This window comes from Nonomuraea aridisoli, assembly GCF_003236395.1.
Taxonomy (GTDB): Bacteria; Actinomycetota; Actinomycetes; order Streptosporangiales; family Streptosporangiaceae; genus Nonomuraea; species Nonomuraea aridisoli.
Genome location: NZ_POUD01000198.1, coordinates 1 through 17,676, shown reverse-complemented (window position 1 = coordinate 17,676; position 17,676 = coordinate 1). Strand labels below are relative to the sequence as shown.

The 17,676-nt window shown below is 72.2% G+C and carries 13 protein-coding genes; 9 read left to right on the top strand and 4 right to left on the bottom strand.

All coding sequences use genetic code 11. The annotated features are described in order from the left end of the window. The first annotated feature begins 53 nt into the window (after positions 1-53). Positions 54-362 carry a ubiquitin family protein gene (locus tag C1J01_RS33900; RefSeq protein WP_220040230.1) on the top strand — a complete coding sequence of 103 codons (309 nt, stop codon included), beginning with the start codon at positions 54-56 and terminating at the stop codon, positions 360-362. 296 nt (positions 363-658) lie between these two features. Here C1J01_RS33900 and thyX read toward each other — a convergent pair whose 3' ends face one another. The 3 genes from thyX to C1J01_RS33885 form a co-directional block, all read right to left on the bottom strand. Then, the gene (gene thyX / locus C1J01_RS33895; RefSeq protein ID WP_111183049.1) at positions 659-1,393 is read right to left on the bottom strand and encodes an FAD-dependent thymidylate synthase; all 735 of its coding nucleotides are present in this window, start codon (positions 1,391-1,393) and stop codon (positions 659-661) included. Between the two features lie 106 nt (positions 1,394-1,499). Beyond that, positions 1,500-2,648 (bottom strand): amidohydrolase family protein, encoded by a 1,149-nt coding sequence (locus C1J01_RS33890; RefSeq protein ID WP_111183048.1) that lies wholly within the window; start codon positions 2,646-2,648, stop codon positions 1,500-1,502. 45 nt (positions 2,649-2,693) lie between these two features. Continuing rightward, positions 2,694-4,823, bottom strand: a complete 2,130-nt coding sequence (locus tag C1J01_RS33885; protein WP_111183047.1) for an anthranilate synthase component I — start codon at positions 4,821-4,823, stop codon at positions 2,694-2,696. Positions 4,824-5,059: 236 nt separating this feature from the next. Here C1J01_RS33885 and C1J01_RS33880 point away from each other — a divergent pair, with 236 nt between their 5' ends. The 6 genes from C1J01_RS33880 to C1J01_RS33855 all read left to right on the top strand — a co-directional run bounded on the left by C1J01_RS33880 (position 5,060) and on the right by C1J01_RS33855 (position 14,637). After that, positions 5,060-6,259, top strand: a complete 1,200-nt coding sequence (locus C1J01_RS33880) for a cytochrome P450 (protein ID WP_111183046.1) — start codon at positions 5,060-5,062, stop codon at positions 6,257-6,259. A gap of 49 nt (positions 6,260-6,308) precedes the next feature. Then, complete coding sequence (locus C1J01_RS33875) at positions 6,309-6,920, top strand: TetR/AcrR family transcriptional regulator (protein ID WP_111183045.1); 612 nt, start codon at positions 6,309-6,311, stop codon at positions 6,918-6,920. 11 nt (positions 6,921-6,931) lie between these two features. After that, positions 6,932-8,365, top strand: coding sequence for a glycosyltransferase family 39 protein (locus C1J01_RS33870; RefSeq protein WP_111183044.1), 1,434 nt, complete (start codon positions 6,932-6,934; stop codon positions 8,363-8,365). Positions 8,366-8,491: 126 nt separating this feature from the next. Continuing rightward, positions 8,492-11,983 (top strand): S8 family serine peptidase, encoded by a 3,492-nt coding sequence (locus tag C1J01_RS33865; protein WP_111183043.1) that lies wholly within the window; start codon positions 8,492-8,494, stop codon positions 11,981-11,983. Between the two features lie 96 nt (positions 11,984-12,079). Further along, a complete protein-coding gene (locus C1J01_RS33860) occupies positions 12,080-13,675 on the top strand; it encodes a CocE/NonD family hydrolase (RefSeq protein ID WP_181449108.1) in 1,596 nt (531 codons plus the stop codon). Continuing rightward, the gene (locus C1J01_RS33855) at positions 13,657-14,637 is read left to right on the top strand and encodes a helix-turn-helix transcriptional regulator (RefSeq protein WP_111183042.1); all 981 of its coding nucleotides are present in this window, start codon (positions 13,657-13,659) and stop codon (positions 14,635-14,637) included. Before C1J01_RS33860 ends, C1J01_RS33855 begins: the two co-directional genes overlap by 19 nt. Positions 14,638-14,658: 21 nt before the next feature. On the opposite strand, the gene C1J01_RS33850 is transcribed toward C1J01_RS33855, so the two are convergent. Next, a complete protein-coding gene (locus C1J01_RS33850; RefSeq protein WP_111183041.1) occupies positions 14,659-15,549 on the bottom strand; it encodes an SDR family oxidoreductase in 891 nt (296 codons plus the stop codon). A 310-nt stretch (positions 15,550-15,859) separates the two neighbouring features. Here C1J01_RS33850 and C1J01_RS33845 point away from each other — a divergent pair, with 310 nt between their 5' ends. Together C1J01_RS33845 and mctP are read left to right on the top strand one after the other, a co-directional pair. Then, positions 15,860-16,069: a DUF3311 domain-containing protein gene (locus C1J01_RS33845; RefSeq protein ID WP_111183040.1), complete on the top strand. Its 210-nt coding sequence runs from the start codon at positions 15,860-15,862 to the stop codon at positions 16,067-16,069. Continuing rightward, positions 16,066-17,673, top strand: coding sequence for a monocarboxylate uptake permease MctP (gene mctP, locus C1J01_RS33840; protein WP_328589700.1), 1,608 nt, complete (start codon positions 16,066-16,068; stop codon positions 17,671-17,673). The genes C1J01_RS33845 and mctP overlap by 4 nt, the downstream gene beginning before the upstream one ends. Positions 17,674-17,676: the final 3 nt, after the last annotated feature.

Below are 17,676 nucleotides of genomic sequence, written 5' to 3'. Positions count from 1 at the left end.
GGTGTGGGATTTCCTTCTGGTCTGTGGAGGCCGGGGGTTCATGGAGGTGTTCGATGGCGAGACCGGTCACGATGGTGGTCTTCGTGCTGCCGAGCGTGCTGCGGCGGTGGGTGAGCGGGCGCACCGAGGTCAAGGTCTTCGCCGTGAGCGCCGACCGCGGCTCACCGCCCACCCTCCGCTCGGCCCTCGACACGCTGCGCCGTACGCACCCTCAGCTGGAGGAGCGGCTGCGGGACGAGTACGGACTCATCCGCCGTCACATCAGCATGATCGTGTGCGGGGAGAACGCCCGCGGCGTCGGCGGCCTCGACTGCGCTCTTCCCCCTGGTGCCGAGGTCTACGTCCTCCCCGTGCTCGCCTAGGAGACGGCGTCCTGATCGCCGCACACCGTGGACGTGTCGGAGTCGTCCCCGCGCACGCCTGGCCACACGCCTCTCGGTGTGTCTGGCGACACCCTCCCGCGCGCGCCTGACAGTCCTTTGGCCGGGGTTGGAGGTCGGTCTGCCCGTGCGGGACCGGGCGTGCCCAGGGCTCGCTGGCGTGGATGGTCAGGCCGCGATGCGGGGGTGAGGACGCCGGGTTCGGCGTCCTCGGTCATGGTCCTCTCCGTCGGCGCGCCGAGGCCCGACGGCAGCGGACGTTCGACGCGTGGGCCGGGTCAGGGGCAGACGCGGCCGTTGGCCTCGAAGGCGGCGTGGGTCAGCGGCATGAGGCCCGCCCACAACTCCTCCATCTTCTCGGCGACCATCTCGATCTCCCGCTGCGGGAACGAGGGGAACGCCGAGTCCTCGCGCCGGACGCGCAACGACAGGAAGTTCATCAGCGCGCGGGCGTTGCAGGTGGCGTACATCGAGGAGTAGAGCCCGACCGGCAGGACGGTGCGGGCGACCTCGCGGGCCACGCCGGCCTCCAGCATCTCGAGGTAGGCCCGATAGGACTGCCGGTAGCTCTCCCGGGTGGCCTCGCTGACCAGCTTGTGCTGCTCGGGGGTGCCGTCGGTGAAGTGGTACTTGCCCGGCTTGCCCTCCTGGACGAGCTTGCGCTCCGGCCCCGGGACGTAGAAGACGGGGACGAGCTGCCGATACCGGCCGGACTCCTCGTTGTAGGAGAACGTCCGGTGCCGCATGAACTCACGGAAGACGAAGATCGGCGCACTGACGTAGAACGTCATCGTGGAGTGCTCGAACGGCGTGCCGTGCCGGTCGCGCATCAGGTAGTTGATGAGGCCCTTGGACCGCTCGGGGTCGGCCTCGACCTCCGACAGCGAGCTCTCGCCCTTGGTGGAGACGCGTGCCGCCCACAACACGTCGACGTCGGACGCGGCGGCCTTGACCAACTCCACGTCCACGTCACTGCGAAACTTGATCTCGACCTCCGGTTCGACGGCGCGCATGCAGAGCCCCCACTCGCTTGATGATGTGACGGGCTCCAGCAAACCAGGTCCCGCGGCCGGGCGCGACTCGGCCCCGGGTCCGCGGCCGAGGCCGCCGACGGCGAGGTCACAGGCGGTAGACGCGACGGGCGTTGGCGGAGCCGATCATGTGGGCGACGCGGGCGGCGTCCGCGGCGCTCCATTCGCCCTGGGCGAGCCGGGAGCCGAGGGCGGTGGCCAGGGCGCGGCGGTAGGACAGGGCGGCGAGGTAGGCGGTCTCGGCCAGGCCCCGGCAGCCCGAGCTGAACAGCTGCTTGTGGAACGGCGCCAGCTCCAGCAGCTCGTCCATCACCCGGGCCGAGGCGGCGGCGGTGTGGGGCAGGGCGAGGCCGACGTCGACGTACACGTGGGGCAGCGCGCCGGCGAGGTAGGCGGCCTGGCGGTGGTACGGGTAGCAGTGCAGCAGGATGATCGGCACGCCGAGCGGCTGCAGCTGCCGGGCGAACGCGCCCAGCCGGGCGGGGTCGGCGCGGTGCGGCTCGGCCGGCGCCCGCCCGCCGAAGCCCGCGTCGAACTGCACCGGCAGCCCGCGTTCCCTGGCCACGTCGATCGCGCACCAGAGCAGGTGGCGCAGCAGGACGGGGTCGGTGAGCGGCTCCTTGGGGTCGGCCAGGCGCCGGTTGGCGGCCGCGATGACCGCTCCCCTGGTGGGCCTCGCGGGGTCGAAGTCGAGGCCGTACAGGGCGCCGATGACGGTCTTGAGCCCGACCGCCCGCGCGGCGCGCGCGGTGAGCTCCTCGCCGAGGCCGTCGAGGTAGTCGACGGCGATCTGGGCGGTCTCTGCCACGTCGCGCTCGATGCGTTCGATGCGGACGAGCTCGTCGGCGGCGGCCCCTCCGTGGCGGCCCATCTCGGCGGCGGTCAAGGTCTCGACGTCGTCGGCGGCGGTGTCGATGAGGAACGCCACCACCCCGGCCTCGCCGAGCAGGCGCCGGTTGACCTCGGCGGCGCCGAGCTCGGCCCGGCGGGCGAGGTAGACGGCGGGCGGCGCGTGCGGTTCGAGGTCGAGCACGGGCGCGCACCAGCGGCGTACGGCCACGCCGAACGGGGTGTCGAAGCGGGTGGTGCCGGGCGGCGCGGAGGCGGCGCCGTCGCCGACGAGCAGCTCGAACTGCGCCCGGTTGAGGTCGTCGCGCCGCACCCCGTGACAGTGGTGGTCGACGAGCGGGGCGAGCAGCGCGTCACGCACCGTGCCGGGCAGGTCTACGGGGAGCATGCGGAGACTCTAGGGGAGCTCCGCACGCCCCCGCCCGCGTTTTACCTACCTGCGGGACAGACGCAGCACGTTCGCGATGATCTTCGCGCCGGCGCCGCCCTCCTGGGTCAGGATCGACTCGGGGTGGAACTGCACGGCGTAGCGGCGGCGCTCGACGTCCTCGATGGCCATGACGTTGCCGTCGGGCGTGAGGGCGGTCGGGGTGAAGCCGACCACGCCGGGCCGCTTGGCGTGCAGCGAGTGGTAGCGGGCCGCGGTGAACTCCGGCGGCAGCCCGTCGAGCAGCGCGCTGTCGCCGAGCCGGGCGACCTGGCCGCGCTTGCCGTGCTCGGGGTAGTCGAGCAGTTCGAGCGTGCCGCCGGCGTGCTCGACCATGGCCTGCAGGCCGAGGCAGACGCCGAAGACCGGCAGGTCGCGGGCGTAGACCTGGTCGAGCAGGGCGGAGATGCCGAAGTCGGTCGGCCAGCCGGGGCCGGGCGAGAGCACCACGAGGTCGGGGGCGACCTCGTCGAGCATGTGGACGGGGAAGCCGTGGCGCAGCGTCACGACGTCGGCGCCCTCCTGGCGGAAGTAGTCGGCCAGGGTGTTGACGAAGGAGTCCTCGTGGTCGACGAGGAGCACCTTCAGGCCGGCGCCGGGCTGCTCGCGGGGCTCGGCCACCGGCACGGCGTCGTCGGGGCGGCCGACCGCCGCGAGGGCGCCGAGCAGGGCGCTGGCCTTGAGCTCGGTCTCGCGCTCCTCGGCCTCGGGGTCGGAGTCGAACAGCAGCGTCGCCCCGGCCCTGACGGTCGCCACGCCGTTCTTGATCTGCGCGGTGCGCAGGGTCAGGCCGGTGTTCATGGAGCCGTCGAAGCCGATGAAGCCGATGGCGCCGCCGTACCAGCGGCGGGTGGTGGCCTCGTGGTCCTCGATGAACTGCATGGCCCACGTCTTGGGGGCGCCGGTGACGGTGACGGCCCACATGTGGGTGAGGAAGGCGTCGAGCGCGTCGAACTCGGGGCGCAGCCGGCCCTCGATGTGGTCGACGGTGTGGATGAGCCGGGAGTAGAGCTCGATCTGACGGCGGCCGATGACCTTGACCGTGCCGGGGACGCAGATGCGCGACTTGTCGTTGCGGTCGACGTCGGTGCACATGGTCAGCTCCGACTCCTCCTTCACGCTGGACAGGAGGGTGCGGATGGCCTCGGCGTCCTCGACCGGGTTGCTGCCGCGGGCGATGGTGCCGGAGATGGGGCAGGTCTCGACGCGGTCGCCGGTGACCCGGACGTACATCTCGGGTGAGGCGCCGACCAGGTGCTCGCCCTCGCCGAGGCTGATGATGAACTCGTACGGGGCGGGGTTGCTCCTGCGCAGGCCGCGGTAGAAGGCGGACGGGTCGGTGCAGGCGGCGTGGAAGACCTGGCCGGGCACGACCTCGAACAGGTCGCCGCGCTTGAACTTCTCCTTGGCCGCGGCGACGACCTTGGCGTATTCGCCTTTTTCCGGATTTTTCGGGAGCTCGTGGGGAGCCGCCGGGGGCAGGGTGTCGCCGGTGCGCTCCAGGCCGCGCGTGCTGACGCCGTCGACGGTGAACTCGTAGCGGAACTCGAGGCTGGTCTCGCGCTGCCGGTCGATCACCACCAGCCGGTCGGGCAGGTGGAGCACGAGGTCGCGCTGGTCGTCGGGGCGGACGAGCTCCTGCCTGATGGGCTCGAACTGGAAGGCCAGGTCGTAGCCGAAGGCGCCGTAGAGGCCGAGGTGGGGGTCGTCGCCCTTGAACGCGGCGATGACCTCGCGGATGGCGGTGAACACGGTCGGCCGGCGGCTGCGCATCTCCTCCGGCAGCAGGTCCTCCGACTCGGGCACGTGCACCTCGACGCGGTCGGCCGTGGGCTCGGTGAGCGGCTTGCCCGCGGCCAGGAGGCAGGAGGCGACGGCGGGCAGCACGACGCGGCCGCGCTCGTTGAGCGCCGTCGCCGTGATGGTGCGGCCCTTGGCGACCAGCTCCAGGCACGGGTCGACGTAGCCGAACGCCCATCGGCTGTAGCGGCCCGGGTAGTCCATGCCCGAGGAGAAGGCGCCGCCGCGCCGCTCGCCCAGGGCCGTGACGATCTCTTCCAGGGCGGCTTCGTCGACCTCGCGTGACTCGCGTTCGACGCCGATGCCCCCGGCGGTGGTATATCCGCTCGTCGCCATTTCCTGCCCCTTACCACGTCAAATGATCGAGCCCCGGGGCGGACACGAGAAAGGCCGCCATCCGGGGCGGCCAGTCCGTCGAGAATGCGAAACCCGCGCCGCCTAGGAGCGGCGCCACCACTGGAGCTGAGCGTGATTTCGCATGCGGTCCAGAGTAACCGCCCCACCATGATCGCGCAACGCGACCTGCCATCCCCATGGACAGATTTCAATACAGGTCTGTACTGTATTGAAATATGACTCTTCGGAAGGGAACCCCCGAGGTGACCGAGACCGCGGCGATCAGCCTGCCCAGTGACCGGCCCACGCCGTTCGACCCGCCCGCCGGGCTGGCCGGACTGCGCGAGATCACCCGCCTCACCTATGCCGACGGCCATCAGGGCTGGCTGGTGACCGGCTACGCGCTCGTGCGCGAGGTGATGGCGGACCGGCGCTTCAGCGCCCGCGCCGAGCTCCAGCACATGCCGTTCGCGTCCGCGGGGCCCAGGCAGCCCGCGCCGCCCGGGATGTTCATCTCGACCGACCCGCCCGAGCACACCCGCTACCGCCACCTGCTCACCGGCGAGTTCACCGTGCGCAGGATGCGGCTGCTCTCCGCCCGCATCGAGGAGATCACCGGCGAGCACCTGGACGCGATGGAGCGGCAGGGCCCGCCCGCCGACCTAGTGGAGTCATTCGCGGTGCCGATCCCGGCGGTGGCGATCTGCGAGCTGCTCGGCGTGCCGGAGGAGGAGCGGGGCCGATTCTCGGCCCACGCCGCCACGCTCTCCCGGGGCGACCGCCCGCGGGAGGAGATGGTCGCGGCGATGACGGCGATGGTGGCCCACATGCGGGAGCTGGTGGCGGCCAAGCGGGCCAGGCCGGGCGACGACGTGCTCAGCGGGCTGACCAGGAGCGACCTCACCGACGAGGAGCTGGCCAACATCGGCTTCATGCTGCTGGGCGCCGGGCTGGACACCACCGCCAACATGATCGCCCTGGGCACGTTCCTGCTGCTGCGCCGCCCGGACGAGCTCGCCGCGGCCCGCGCGCACCCCGAGCACACCGACCGGCTGGTGGAGGAGCTGCTGCGCTACCTCGCGATCACCCCCTTCCTCGTCCGTACGGCGCTGGAGGACGTCGAGCTGGGCGGCGAGCTCGTGCGCGCCGGGCAGACGGTGACCCTCTCGATCACGTCGGCCAACCGCGACCCCGCGCGCTTCCCCGACCCCGACCGGTTCGACCCGCTGCGGCCGCCCGGCGGGCACGTGGGCTTCGGCCACGGCGTGCACCAGTGCCTGGGTCAGCAGCTCGCCCGGGTCGAGATGCGGGCGGCGTTCCCGGCGCTGCTGGCCAGGTTCCCGTCGCTGCGGCCGGCCGTCGAGCCGGAGCAGGTGCCGCTGCGCACGGACACCCCCATCTACGGCCTTCGCGCCCTTCCCGTCACCTGGGAGTAGGCGAATAGACTCGCGGCGGCGGCAGGACGACGAGCAGGGAGCGGGCGGCATGACCGGGGCGACGCGAGCACCACGCCCGGCGGGCCGCCCGCGCAGCCAGGAGGCCGACGCCGCGATCCTGGCCGCCGCGCTCGATCTGCTCATCGAGCTGGGCGCGCAGCAGGTCAGCATCGAGCAGGTCGCCCGGCGGGCCGGGGTGACCAGGGCGACGGTCTACCGCAGGTTCGCCGACAAGACGGCGCTGCTGGTGCGGGCCCTGGAGTGGAACGCCCACGCGTACAACCCCGGCTTCACCGGCTGGCGCGACGTCGAGGACATGATCGCCGACTGGGCGGCGTACCTGTCCGTGCCGCGGCACCGCCGGCTGCTGCGCCGCCTGACGGGCAGCATCGACGACTATCCCGAGCTGATGGCGACGTACCGGCCGCTCAGGGGAGGGCAGGGAACGGCGGCGGTGGACGGCATCCTGCGCCAGGCCCGCGACGCCGGGCGCCTCCCGCAGGACGCCGATCTCCACGCGGTGCAGGAGATCCTGCGCGGCGCGGTGTTCAACGTCGTGCAGACCGCCGAGGACGACGCCGAGCGGATCAGGGCGTACTTCATGACGATCCTGAAACAGACCGGGTACCGGGCAGTGACAACGGATCGGGAGAGAATCTAGCCTCGGCGTCCATGGGACCGCCCTGGGCCTGGCGCCCCGTCGCCGCGATCGCGGCGCTGCTGTCCGTGATCCTGCTCGCGCTGAGCCCCGGCTACGGATACCACCGTGACGAGCTGTACTTCCGGGTGTTGTCGGAGCATCCGGCCTGGGGGTACGTCGACCAGCCGCCGATGACGCCGATGCTGGCCAGGGCCGGGATCGCGTTGTTCGGCGACACGGTCACGGGGATCAGGGTGTTCCCGGCGCTGGCCGCCGCGCTGCTGGTGGTGCTCGTTGCGCTGATCGCGCGGGAGCTGGGCGGGGGCCGGGCGGCGCAGGTCATGGCGGCGGCCGGCACGGCGACGGGGGCGTACACGCTGATCGCGGGGCACACGCTGCTGACGGTCAGCTTCGACCTGCCGTTGTGGGCGGCGGCGATCCTGTTCGTGCTGAGGGCGTTGTCACGGGAGCGGCCGCGCTGGTGGCTCGCGGCGGGGGCGGTCGTGGGGCTGGCCACGTACAACAAGCATCTGATCGCTCTGCTGGTGCTGGGTCTGGCGGCGGGGCTGCTGCTCGCGGGGCCGCGGCGGAGCCTGGCGAGCCCGTGGTCGTGGGGCGGGGCGCTGCTCGCCGCGGTGGTCGCGGCCCCGAACGTGGTCTACCAGGTGGTCAACGGCTGGCCGCAGCTGACGATGGCGGCGGCGCTGAGCGCGGACGAGGGCGCCGAGATGCGGGTGCTCTTCGTGCCGATGCAGCTGGTGTTGTTCGGGCCGGTCGTGTCGGTGATCGCGGTCTTCGGGTTCGTGCGCTTGTGGCGGGACCGGCGGGTGCGGGCGCCGGCCGTGGCGTACCCGGTGGCGGCGGTGGTGACGCTGGTGGCGGGAGGCCGGTTCGACTACACGGGCGGGCTGATCCTGCTGCTGTTCGCGGCGGGCTGCGTCGGCGTCGTCGAGGCGGCCCGCACCCGGCTCGCGGGCGTGTCCCTGGCGGTCGGCGCGGCGGGGTCGGGGGTGCTCGCGCTGCCGCTGGTGCCGGTGGCCGAGCTGGCCGGGACGCCGGTGCCGGCGATCAACGAGGTGGCGCGCGAGTCGGTCGGGTGGCCCGCGTTCACGGCGGCGGTCACCGGGGTGCGCGACTCCCTGCCGCCCGCCGAGCGGGCGCGGGCGGTGGTCGTGACGGGCAGCTACGGCGAGCACGGCGCGCTGCGCCTGGCCGGGGTGCCGCGCGTCTACTCCGGCCACAACGAGCTCTGGCACCACGGCCCGCCCCCGGCCGACGGCGGCACCGCGATCCTGGTGAACGTCGGGCCGCGCGGCCGGGCGTTGTTCGGCTCGTGCGAGGAGCGGGCGCGGGTGGACAACGGCGTCGGTTTGGAGAACGAGGAGCAGGGCATGCCGGTGCACCTGTGCCGGGGGCTGCGCCAGCCGTGGGCGACAATCTGGCCCATGTGGCGACATTTCAGCTGACCGAATTCCATTTCCTTTAGTAAAGTAACATTTCACAATTTCTATTGATTTATTGACACGATCTCTTCACTCTTCTCGGCAGAGGCGTAAAGATCACCTGCCTCCCTCTGCCGTGAAGGAGAGCCCGTGCCCCACACCCTCCGCCGGCGCGCGATCCTGACCGGGATCGTCACCGCCGCCCTGCTGTTACCCCAGTCGGTGGCACTGGCGGCGCCCGATCCGGTCAAGATCGACGCCGCCGTCCAGGCGCAGCTCGAACAGGACGACAAAGCCACCTTCTGGGTCCGGATGAAAGGGGACGCCGACCTGAGCGGCGCCCGCCGGGCCGTCACCAAGGACGCCAAGGCCGAGCAGGTCTTCGAGGCCAAGACCCAGCACGCGCGCACCTCCCAGGCGGGCCTGCGCGAGCTGCTCGACTCCCGCGAGGCCGACTACACACCGTTCTGGATCGTCAACGCGGTGCGGGTGACGGCCGGCGAGAAGCTCGCGGCCGAGATCGCCGCACTGCCGGAGGTCGAGGGCATCGAGCCGGTGCGCACGCTGTCGCTGCCCAAGCCCGGCACCGGCCCGGCCGAGTCCCGGGTGAACGCGGTGGAGTGGAACATCGACCGCGTCAACGCCCCGCGCGTCTGGGACGAGCTGGGCAACCGCGGCGAGGGCATCGTGGTCGCCAACATCGACACCGGCGTCCAGTTCGACCATCCCGACCTGGCGGCGTCGTACCGGGGCAGGAACCCGGACGGGTCGTACACGCACGACTACAACTGGTTCGACCCGGCGGGCATCTGCGCCCCCGGGGTGCCGTGCGACAACAACGGTCACGGCACGCACACCATGGGCACGATGACCGGCGCGAACGGCATCGGCGTGGCGCCGGGCGCGAAATGGATCGCCGCCAAGGGCTGCGAGATCAACACCTGCACGGACGCCTCGCTGCTGGCGGCAGGGCAGTGGGTCCTGGCGCCCACCGACGCGAACGGCGAGAACCCCCGCCCGGATCTCGCGCCGCACATCGTCAACAACTCCTGGGGCGGCGCCGGGTTCGACCCGTGGTACAAGCCGACCGTCGAGGCGTGGGTCGCGGCGGGCATCTTCCCGGCCTTCTCCAACGGCAACGAGGGCCCGGCCTGCGACACCAGCGGCTCCCCCGGCCAGTACGAGATCTCCTACAGCGCCGGCGGTTTCGACGTGAACAACGCGCTGTACGCCCGTTCCAGCAAGGGCGAGGGCGAGAACGGCGAGACCAAGCCGAACATCGCCGCCCCGGGCGTCAACGTACGCTCCTCGACCCCCGGGAACACCTACGCCAGCTACACGGGCACGTCGATGGCCTCGCCGCACGTGGCCGCCACGGTGGCGCTGATCTGGTCGGGCTCGCCGGCCCTGGAGGGCGAGGTGGCGGCCACCCGTCCGCTGCTGGACGGCACGGCGATCGACGTCGCGGACACCGGCTGCGGCGGCACCGCGCAGGACAACAACATCTGGGGCGAGGGCCGGCTGGACACGTACGCCGCCGTGCGGGCCGCTCCGGACGAGGGGCTCGGGCGGCTGTCCGGCACGGTGAGCGCGGGCGGCGAGCCCGTCTCCGGGGTGAGCGTCACGGTGACCGGCCCGCTGACCCGCAGGGTCGTCACGGGCCCGGACGGCGCGTACGCCCTGCCGCGCCTGCTGCCGGGCGCCTACCGGCTGACCGCGGAGAAGTTCGGCTACGAGAGCGCCACCGCCGAGGTCACGATCGCGGCCGACCAGGCGGCGAGCGCCGACGTTCCCATGACCGCGCAGGCGGCGGGCACGGTGTCCGGCACGGTGACGACGGCGGGCACGCCGGAGCCGGGCGCGACGGTCGCCGCGGCCGGCACGCCGGTGAGCTCGGTGACCGACGACGCCGGCCGCTACAGCCTGCGGCTGCCGCACGGCGCGTACGAGCTCGAGGTCACGCCGCTCTCACGTTGCTCCAGCGGCACCACGGCGGAGGTCACGGTCGGCGGGGACGTCGTGCGGGACATCGAGCTGCCGCTGCGCGGCGACGACTTCGGCTACACGTGCGCGAGCGGCCGGCTGGAGTACGTCGCGGGCACCGAGCGGCTGCCGCTGACCGGTGACGACGAGGCGCAGCAGATCACGCTGCCGTTCCGGGTCCCGTTCTACGGCGCCGGGCACGAGCGGGCCTGGATCGGCACGAACGGGTTCGTCACGTTCGCCGAGGGCCGGGTGACGACCGGCGGCAACGGCCGGCTGCCGAGCACCGGCATCCCGAACAACGCGGTGTACCCGTACTGGGACGACCTGGTGGTGGACGCGCAGGCCGGGATCTACACGGCGGTGACCGGCACGGCGCCGCACCGGACGTTCGTGGTCGAGTGGCGGAACGTCACCTTCTACAACGAGACGGGACAGCGGGTGTCGTTCGCGGCGCTGCTGGGCGAGGACGGCTCGATCGGCTTCCGGTACAAGGACGTCGAGAGCGAGCGCGACAGGGGTTCCAGCGCCACCGTCGGCGTCGAGAACGCGGCCGGCGACGACGCGCTGCTGTACTCCTACGAGGAGGCGGCGCTGTCCGGCGGGCAGAGCCTGACGTTCACCGCGAGCCGGCACGGCCTGGTCACCGGCGCGGTCACCGACGCCAACGACGGCGACCCCATCGCCGGGGCGACGGTGCGGATCGGCGACGTGGCCACGTTCACGACCGCCGCGGACGGCGCCTTCTACGGGCAGGTGCCGGCCGGCGACTACGAGGTCGTGGTGTCCAAGGAGCACTACGGCACCTTCACGCGGGCGGTCACGGTGGCCCCGGCGTCGGTGACGCGGATCGACACGGCGCTGGTCACCGGCCGGGTGAGCGCGTCGGCGGCGGAGCTGACGGTCGTCATGCCGGCCGGGCAGAGCCGTACGCGGGCGCTGGAGCTGACGAACCTGGGCGCGGCGACGCCGTACACGGTGACGGGCGGGCCGTGGTTCGCCGTCACGCCGGCGAGCGGCGAGCTGGACCGGGGCGAGTCGGTGACCCTGGAGGTCGAGGTGTCGAGCGACGGCGTGGCGCCGGGGACGTTCCGGGAGGGCACGCTGGTCGTCGAGTCGGCGAGCGGCCGGCAGCCGGCCATCGAGGTGGCGGTGGCGGTCGTGGTGCCGGAGCACCAGGTCGCCGTGGACGTGGGCGCCTCGCGGAGCTTCCAGGACGCCGCCGGTGACACCTGGACGCCCGACCGGCGCTACACCGAGGGCGGTCACGGCTACGTCAGCACCTCCAGCCGGGCGCGGAGCACGTCGCGGACCATCTCCGGCACCCAGGACCAGGGGCTGTTCCGCACGGCGCGGGAGGGCATGCTGGAGTACCGCTTCGACGGCGTCCCCGACGGGGTGTACACGGTGGAGCTGGACTTCGCGGAGATCGAGAACACCCGGATGGGCAGGCGGGTGTTCGACGTGCTGGTCGAGGGGCAGCTGGCGATCCCGGCGCTCGACCTGGCCCTGGAGGCGGGCACGTACACCGCGGTGACCAGGCGGTACACGGTGGAGGTGACGGACGGGCAGCTCAACGTGCGTTTCGCGAGCAGGCAGGGCGCGACGCTGGTGAACGCCGTGCGCGTCTCCGAACGTCCCGACCGCACGGCCCCCTGAGGCCCGGCCGCGCGGCCCTGTCCTTCGGGGCCGCGCGGCTCGTTCCGGGGTACCCGGGGTTACGGGTGGCGGGCGGGATCTGTTACTGGTTGGTACATGAGACGTGTGCGGCTGGAGCGCGATCTTCGGGTGCCGATGCCGGACGGCGTGACGCTGCTGGCCGACCACTACGCCCCCGCTCACGGCGGGCCGGCGCCCGTCATCCTGATGCGCTCGCCGTACGGGCGGCGCGGGATGTTCGGCTGGTACTACGGCCGCGGCTTCGCCCGGCAGGGCTTCCACGTCGTGCTGCAGAGCTGCCGCGGCGGCTTCGGCTCCGGCGGCCTGCTCGACCCCCTCGGCGACGAGCACGACGACGGCCTGGCGACCGTGGCGTGGCTGCGCAAGCAGCCCTGGTACGGCGGCTCGTTCGCCATGTTCGGCCCCTCCTACCTGGGCTACGCGCAGTGGGCGATCGCCCCGTACGCCGGGCCGGACCTGAAGGCGATGGCGCTGCAGGTCACCGCCTCGCAGTTCCGGGACGCCGCGTACGTGGGCGGCGCGTTCGCGCTGGAGTCGGCGCTGAGCTGGACCACGCTGACGGACGGCATGACGCGCCGGTTCGGCGCCGCGGCGGCGTTCACCGCGCCCCGGCTGACCCGCCGCGCCGTCCTGTCGGGGCGGCCGGTGGCGGAGCTGGACGTGGCGTCGGCCGGGCGGCCGCTGCGCTTCTACCGCGACCTGCTGACGCATCACGCCGACCCGGCCGTGCCGTACTGGGAGAAGAGGGACTTCTCCGCGAAGGTGGGCGAGGTCGGCGCGGCGATCACCATGCTGGGCGGCTGGTACGACGTGTTCCTGCCGTGGCAGCTGAAGGACTACGCGGCGCTGCGGGCGGCGGGGCGGCGGCCGTACCTGACGATCGGGCCCTGGTACCACGTCGACTCGCGGCACGGGAAGCCGTCGATGGCCGAGGCGTCGGCCTGGTTCCGCGCGCATCTGCTCGGCGACTTCTCCGGGCTGCGGCCCGACCCGGTGCGGCTCTATGTGACGGGCGCCGGGGAGTGGCGTGACTATCCCGACTGGCCGGTGCCGGGCATGCGGGAGCAGCGCTGGCACCTGCAGCACGGGTTCGGGCTCGGTGTGGAGGCGCCGCGCGAGTCGGGGCCCGACCGCTTCCGCTACCACCCGTCCCATCCGACGCCGGTGATCGGCGGGCCGGTGCTGCTGGCCGACTCCCGGCCGCGCGACCAGCGGCGGCTGGAGCGCCGCCGTGACGTGCTCGTCTACAGCTCCCCCGCGCTCGACGCGGACGTGGAGGCGATCGGGCCGGTCCGCGCGGAGCTGTTCGTCCGCTCCAGCACGCCGTACGTGGACGTGGTGGTACGCGTGTGCGACGTGCACCCGGACGGGCGGTCGCTGAACGTGTGCGAAGGGGTGCGCCGGCTGGGCCCCGAGGACGGCTCCGACGACGGCGCCGACGGGGTCCGGCGGGTCGAGGTGGACCTGTGGCCGATCGGGCACCGGTTCCGCCGCGACCACCGCGTCCGGGTGCACGTGGCGGCCGGGGCGTACCCGACCATCGCCCGCAATTCCGGCACGGGAGATCCGCTGCCGGGCGGCGGGCCGATGGTCCCCGCCGACGTCGAGGTGTTCCACTCCCCCGCCCGCCCGTCCGCGGTGGTGCTCCCGCTGTGCGCGCCTCGCGGTTGATGTCGCTGGTCCTGCTGTTGCAGGCCAGGGGCGGGATGACGGCGGCGGAGCTGGCCGGTGAGCTGGAAATCTCCGAGCGCACGGTGCACCGCGACATGGTCGCGCTGTCGGCGGCGGGCGTGCCCGTCTACGCCGACCGGGGCCGCGGGGGCGGCTACCGGCTGCTGGACGGCTACCGCACCCGCCTGACCGGGCTGGACCGGGCCGAGGCGGAGGCGCTGTTCCTGTCGGGGGTGCCGGCGGCGCTGCGGGAGATGGGGCTGGAGGACGTGGCGGCCACGGCCCGGCTGAAGGCCGCCGCCGCGCTCTCCCCCGGGCTGCGCGACGCGCCCGCCGTCGCGGCGCAGCGCTTCCACCTGGACGCGCCCGGCTGGTTCGCCGGCGACGACCCGCCGCCGCCGGCGCTGGCGCCGCTGGCCAGGGCCGTGTGGAACGACCTGCGGGTCGCGGCCGTGTACAAGGACGCCGAACGGGTGCTGGAGCCGTACGGGCTGGTGCTGAAGGCGGGGGCCTGGTACCTGGCCGCCCGGCTCAAGGAGCGGTTCCTGATCTTCCGGGTGCACCGGTTCGGCGAGGTCGCCGTGCTGGACGAGCCGTTCGCGCGGGATCCGGGGTTCGACCTGGCCGCGTATTGGAAGGAGCAGTCGGCGGCGTTCACCCGTTCGCTGCTGCGGGACGTCGTCACGCTGCGGCTGAGCGAGCGCGGGGTGCGCATGCTGCGGCACATCGCCGACCCGGCCGCGCTCGCCGACGCCCTGGCCTCGCTGCGGCCCGACGGGACGGTGCGGCTGGCGGTGGAGTCGGTGGAGGTGGCGTACTCGCAGGTGCTGCGGTTCGGGCCGGAGGCGGAGGTGCTCGGCCCGCCTGAGCTGCGGGCGATGGCCGCCCGGGCCGCCGCCCGCATGGCCGCCCTCTACCGGGATCAGCCGCAGGACTCCGGGCCGACCGGCGCTCAGCCGTAGGAGGCGGGGCCGGTGCCGGGGTCAGCGGTAATCCTGCCAGCCGGCCTCGCCGCCCTTCTCCCGCACTTCGGTGATGTAGCGCCAGACCTGCGGGCGGCTGCCGTCGGCGTCGGTGACGCCGTACGCGGCGGCGAGGTCGCCGCTGGTGACGGACCTGCCGGTCCACCGCCGCCGGTCGGGGTCGCGGGCCAGGGCGGCCACGCCGCGGCCGGTGTAGAGCGGCGTCTCCGACACCATCCAGGTCGGGTCCGCTTCGGCCTCGCGCCAGTTGTCCTCGCTGACGCCGAAGTTGTCGAGCATCGCCTCCGAGCGCAGGAAGCCCGGGGTGACCGCGACGGCCGTGCCGCCGTACGGGCGCAGCTCGTGCGACCAGGCGAACGCCAGCCGGTTGACCGAGGTCTTGGCCAGGTCGTAGTAGACGTTCTCCCGGTAGCGGGTCTCGTTGAACTCCCTGGTGCCGTCGGTGACCTCGACGACCAGGCCGCCCTCGTGCTCGATGAGCAGCGGGAACAGGTGGCGGCCGGTGATGAGGTGGGTGTCGACGGCCAGCCGCAGCAGCCTGAGGCCCTTGGCGAGGTCGTGCTTCCAGACAGGGGTGTCCCACTCCCACAGGGGGTCGGCGCCCCACACGTCGTTGACCAGCACGTCGAGCCGGCCCTGCTCGCTCCTGACCCGGGCGGCCAGATCGGCCACCTGGTCCGGGTCGAGATGGTCCGTACGCACCGGGACGCCGGTGCCGCCGGCCGCGGTGACCAGCTCGGCCGTCTCCTCGATGGTCTCCGGCCTGTTCAGCTCCGAGCGCGCCTCGCGCGTGCTCCTGCCGGTGCAGTAGACGGTCGCGCCGGCCTCGCCCAGCGCGACCGCGATACCTCGTCCGGTTCCCCGGGTCGCTCCCGCCACCACAGCGATCATGCGGCCGATCGTGCCAGGGAAACCCGACATCTCCTGTCATCTTTTCCGGCGCAGTGCCGTTCGGCGCGAGTGAACGACCATTCGGCGATGACGTGCTGACCACCGCCGCGTCGCCGTGGTTAAGGTGCAGGCTGCGGCTCGTGCACCCTCGGGGAACACATCTCATATATCGAGATAGGGCCGATATTTTAGGCCAAACCGTAATATGCACGACATTGGGGTTAATAACCCCGTAAAGCTAACCTCCCTCCATTGACTACAAGTCAGGGGACGGCGATATCCGGCTCCTGATCCACTCATCGGAGGGTCGATGACTACCGGGGAACCCGGGCAGCCGCGTACCGACCGCAGCCCGTGGAACTGGCTGCTGGTCCTGCCGATCGTGCTGCCGCTGCTGACGTTCCTGTACAACGCGGACGAGCCCCGCCTGCTGGGCTTCCCGCTCTTCTACTGGCTCCAGATCGCCTTCATCGTGGTCGGCGTCGCCACCACCACGCTCGTCTACAGGATGACGAAGTGAGCGCTCACACGACCGAGCTGGTCGTCTTCGTCGTCCTGTTCCTGATCGTCAGCGGCATGGGCTTCGTGGCCGCCCGCTGGCGCCGTCCGAACGACCTGGCCAGCCTGAACGAGTGGGGCCTGGGCGGGCGGAGCTTCGGCTCCTGGATCACCTGGTTCCTGGTCGGCGGCGACCTGTACACCGCCTACACCTTCGTCGCGGTGCCCGCCCTCGTCTTCAGCTCCGGAGCCCTGGGCTTCTACGCGCTGCCGTACACGGTCGTGGTGTATCCGCTGGTCTTCCTCGTGCTGGCGCGCATGTGGTCGGTGTCGCACGTGCACGGGTTCGTCACGCCGGCCGACTTCGTCCGGGCCCGCTTCGGGTCGCCGACGCTGGCGCTGGCCATCGCGATCACCGGGCTCGTGGCGACGATGCCGTACATCGCGCTGCAGCTCGTCGGGATCGAGGCGGTGCTCAAGGCGATGGGCATCACCGGGCACCTGCCGATCGTCATCGCCTTCGCGATCCTGGCGGCCTACACCTACCAGTCCGGCCTGCGCGCGCCCGCCCTGATCGCGTTCGTGAAGGACTCGCTGATCTACATCGTGATCCTGGCGGCGGTCATCTACATCCCGGCCAAGCTGGGCGGCTGGGACTCGATCTTCGACGCGGCCAAGGCCAAGTTCGCCGCCACGCCGAACCCCAACGACGGCATCACGCTCACCGCCGCCAACCAGCTGCAGTACATCACGCTGGCCTTCGGCTCGGCGCTGGCGCTGTTCCTCTACCCGCACAGCCTTACCGGCGTGCTGGCCTCCAAGAACCGCAACGTCATCAAGCGGAACATGTCGGCGCTGCCCGCCTACAGCTTCCTGCTCGGCCTCATCGCCCTGCTCGGCTTCATGGCGATCGCGGCCGGGACCAAGCCGGTGACGGCGGACGGCAAGGTCGACACGAACACGATCGTGCCGGTGTTGTTCGACCAGATGTTCCCCGACTGGTTCGCCGGCGTCGCCTACGCCGCCGTCGGCATCGGCGCGCTCGTCCCGGCGGCCATCATGTCGATCGCGGCGGCGAACCTGTTCACCCGCAACATCTACCGCGAGTACATCAACAAGGACGCCACCGACGCCCAGGAGGCCAACGTCTCCAAGCTGGTGTCGCTGGTGGTCAAGGTGGGCGCGGTGCTGTGCATCCTGCTGCTGGACCCGCAGTTCTCGATCGACCTGCAGCTCATCGGCGGCGTGATCATCCTGCAGACGCTGCCCGCGGTGGCGCTGGGCCTGTACACGCGCTGGTTCCACAAGGGCGGCCTGATCGCGGGCTGGGCGGCCGGCCTGGCGGCGGGCATGTGGATGCTCTACCTCATCCCCAACCCGGCCAACGGCAAGCAGCACTTCGGCGGCTCGGCGTTCGGCCTGCAGAATCTCGGTTTCGACACCACGATGACGATCTACGCCGGGTTCCTGGCGCTGATCGTCAACCTGGTGGTGGCGGTGATCGGCACGCTGATCTTCCGCGCCGCCAAGGTGGCCGACGGCGAGGACGCGACCAGGCGCGGCGACTACTTCGCCGACGAGGGCGACCCCGACGTCAAGGACCTGGACCTGGCCGGCTCCCACTGACCC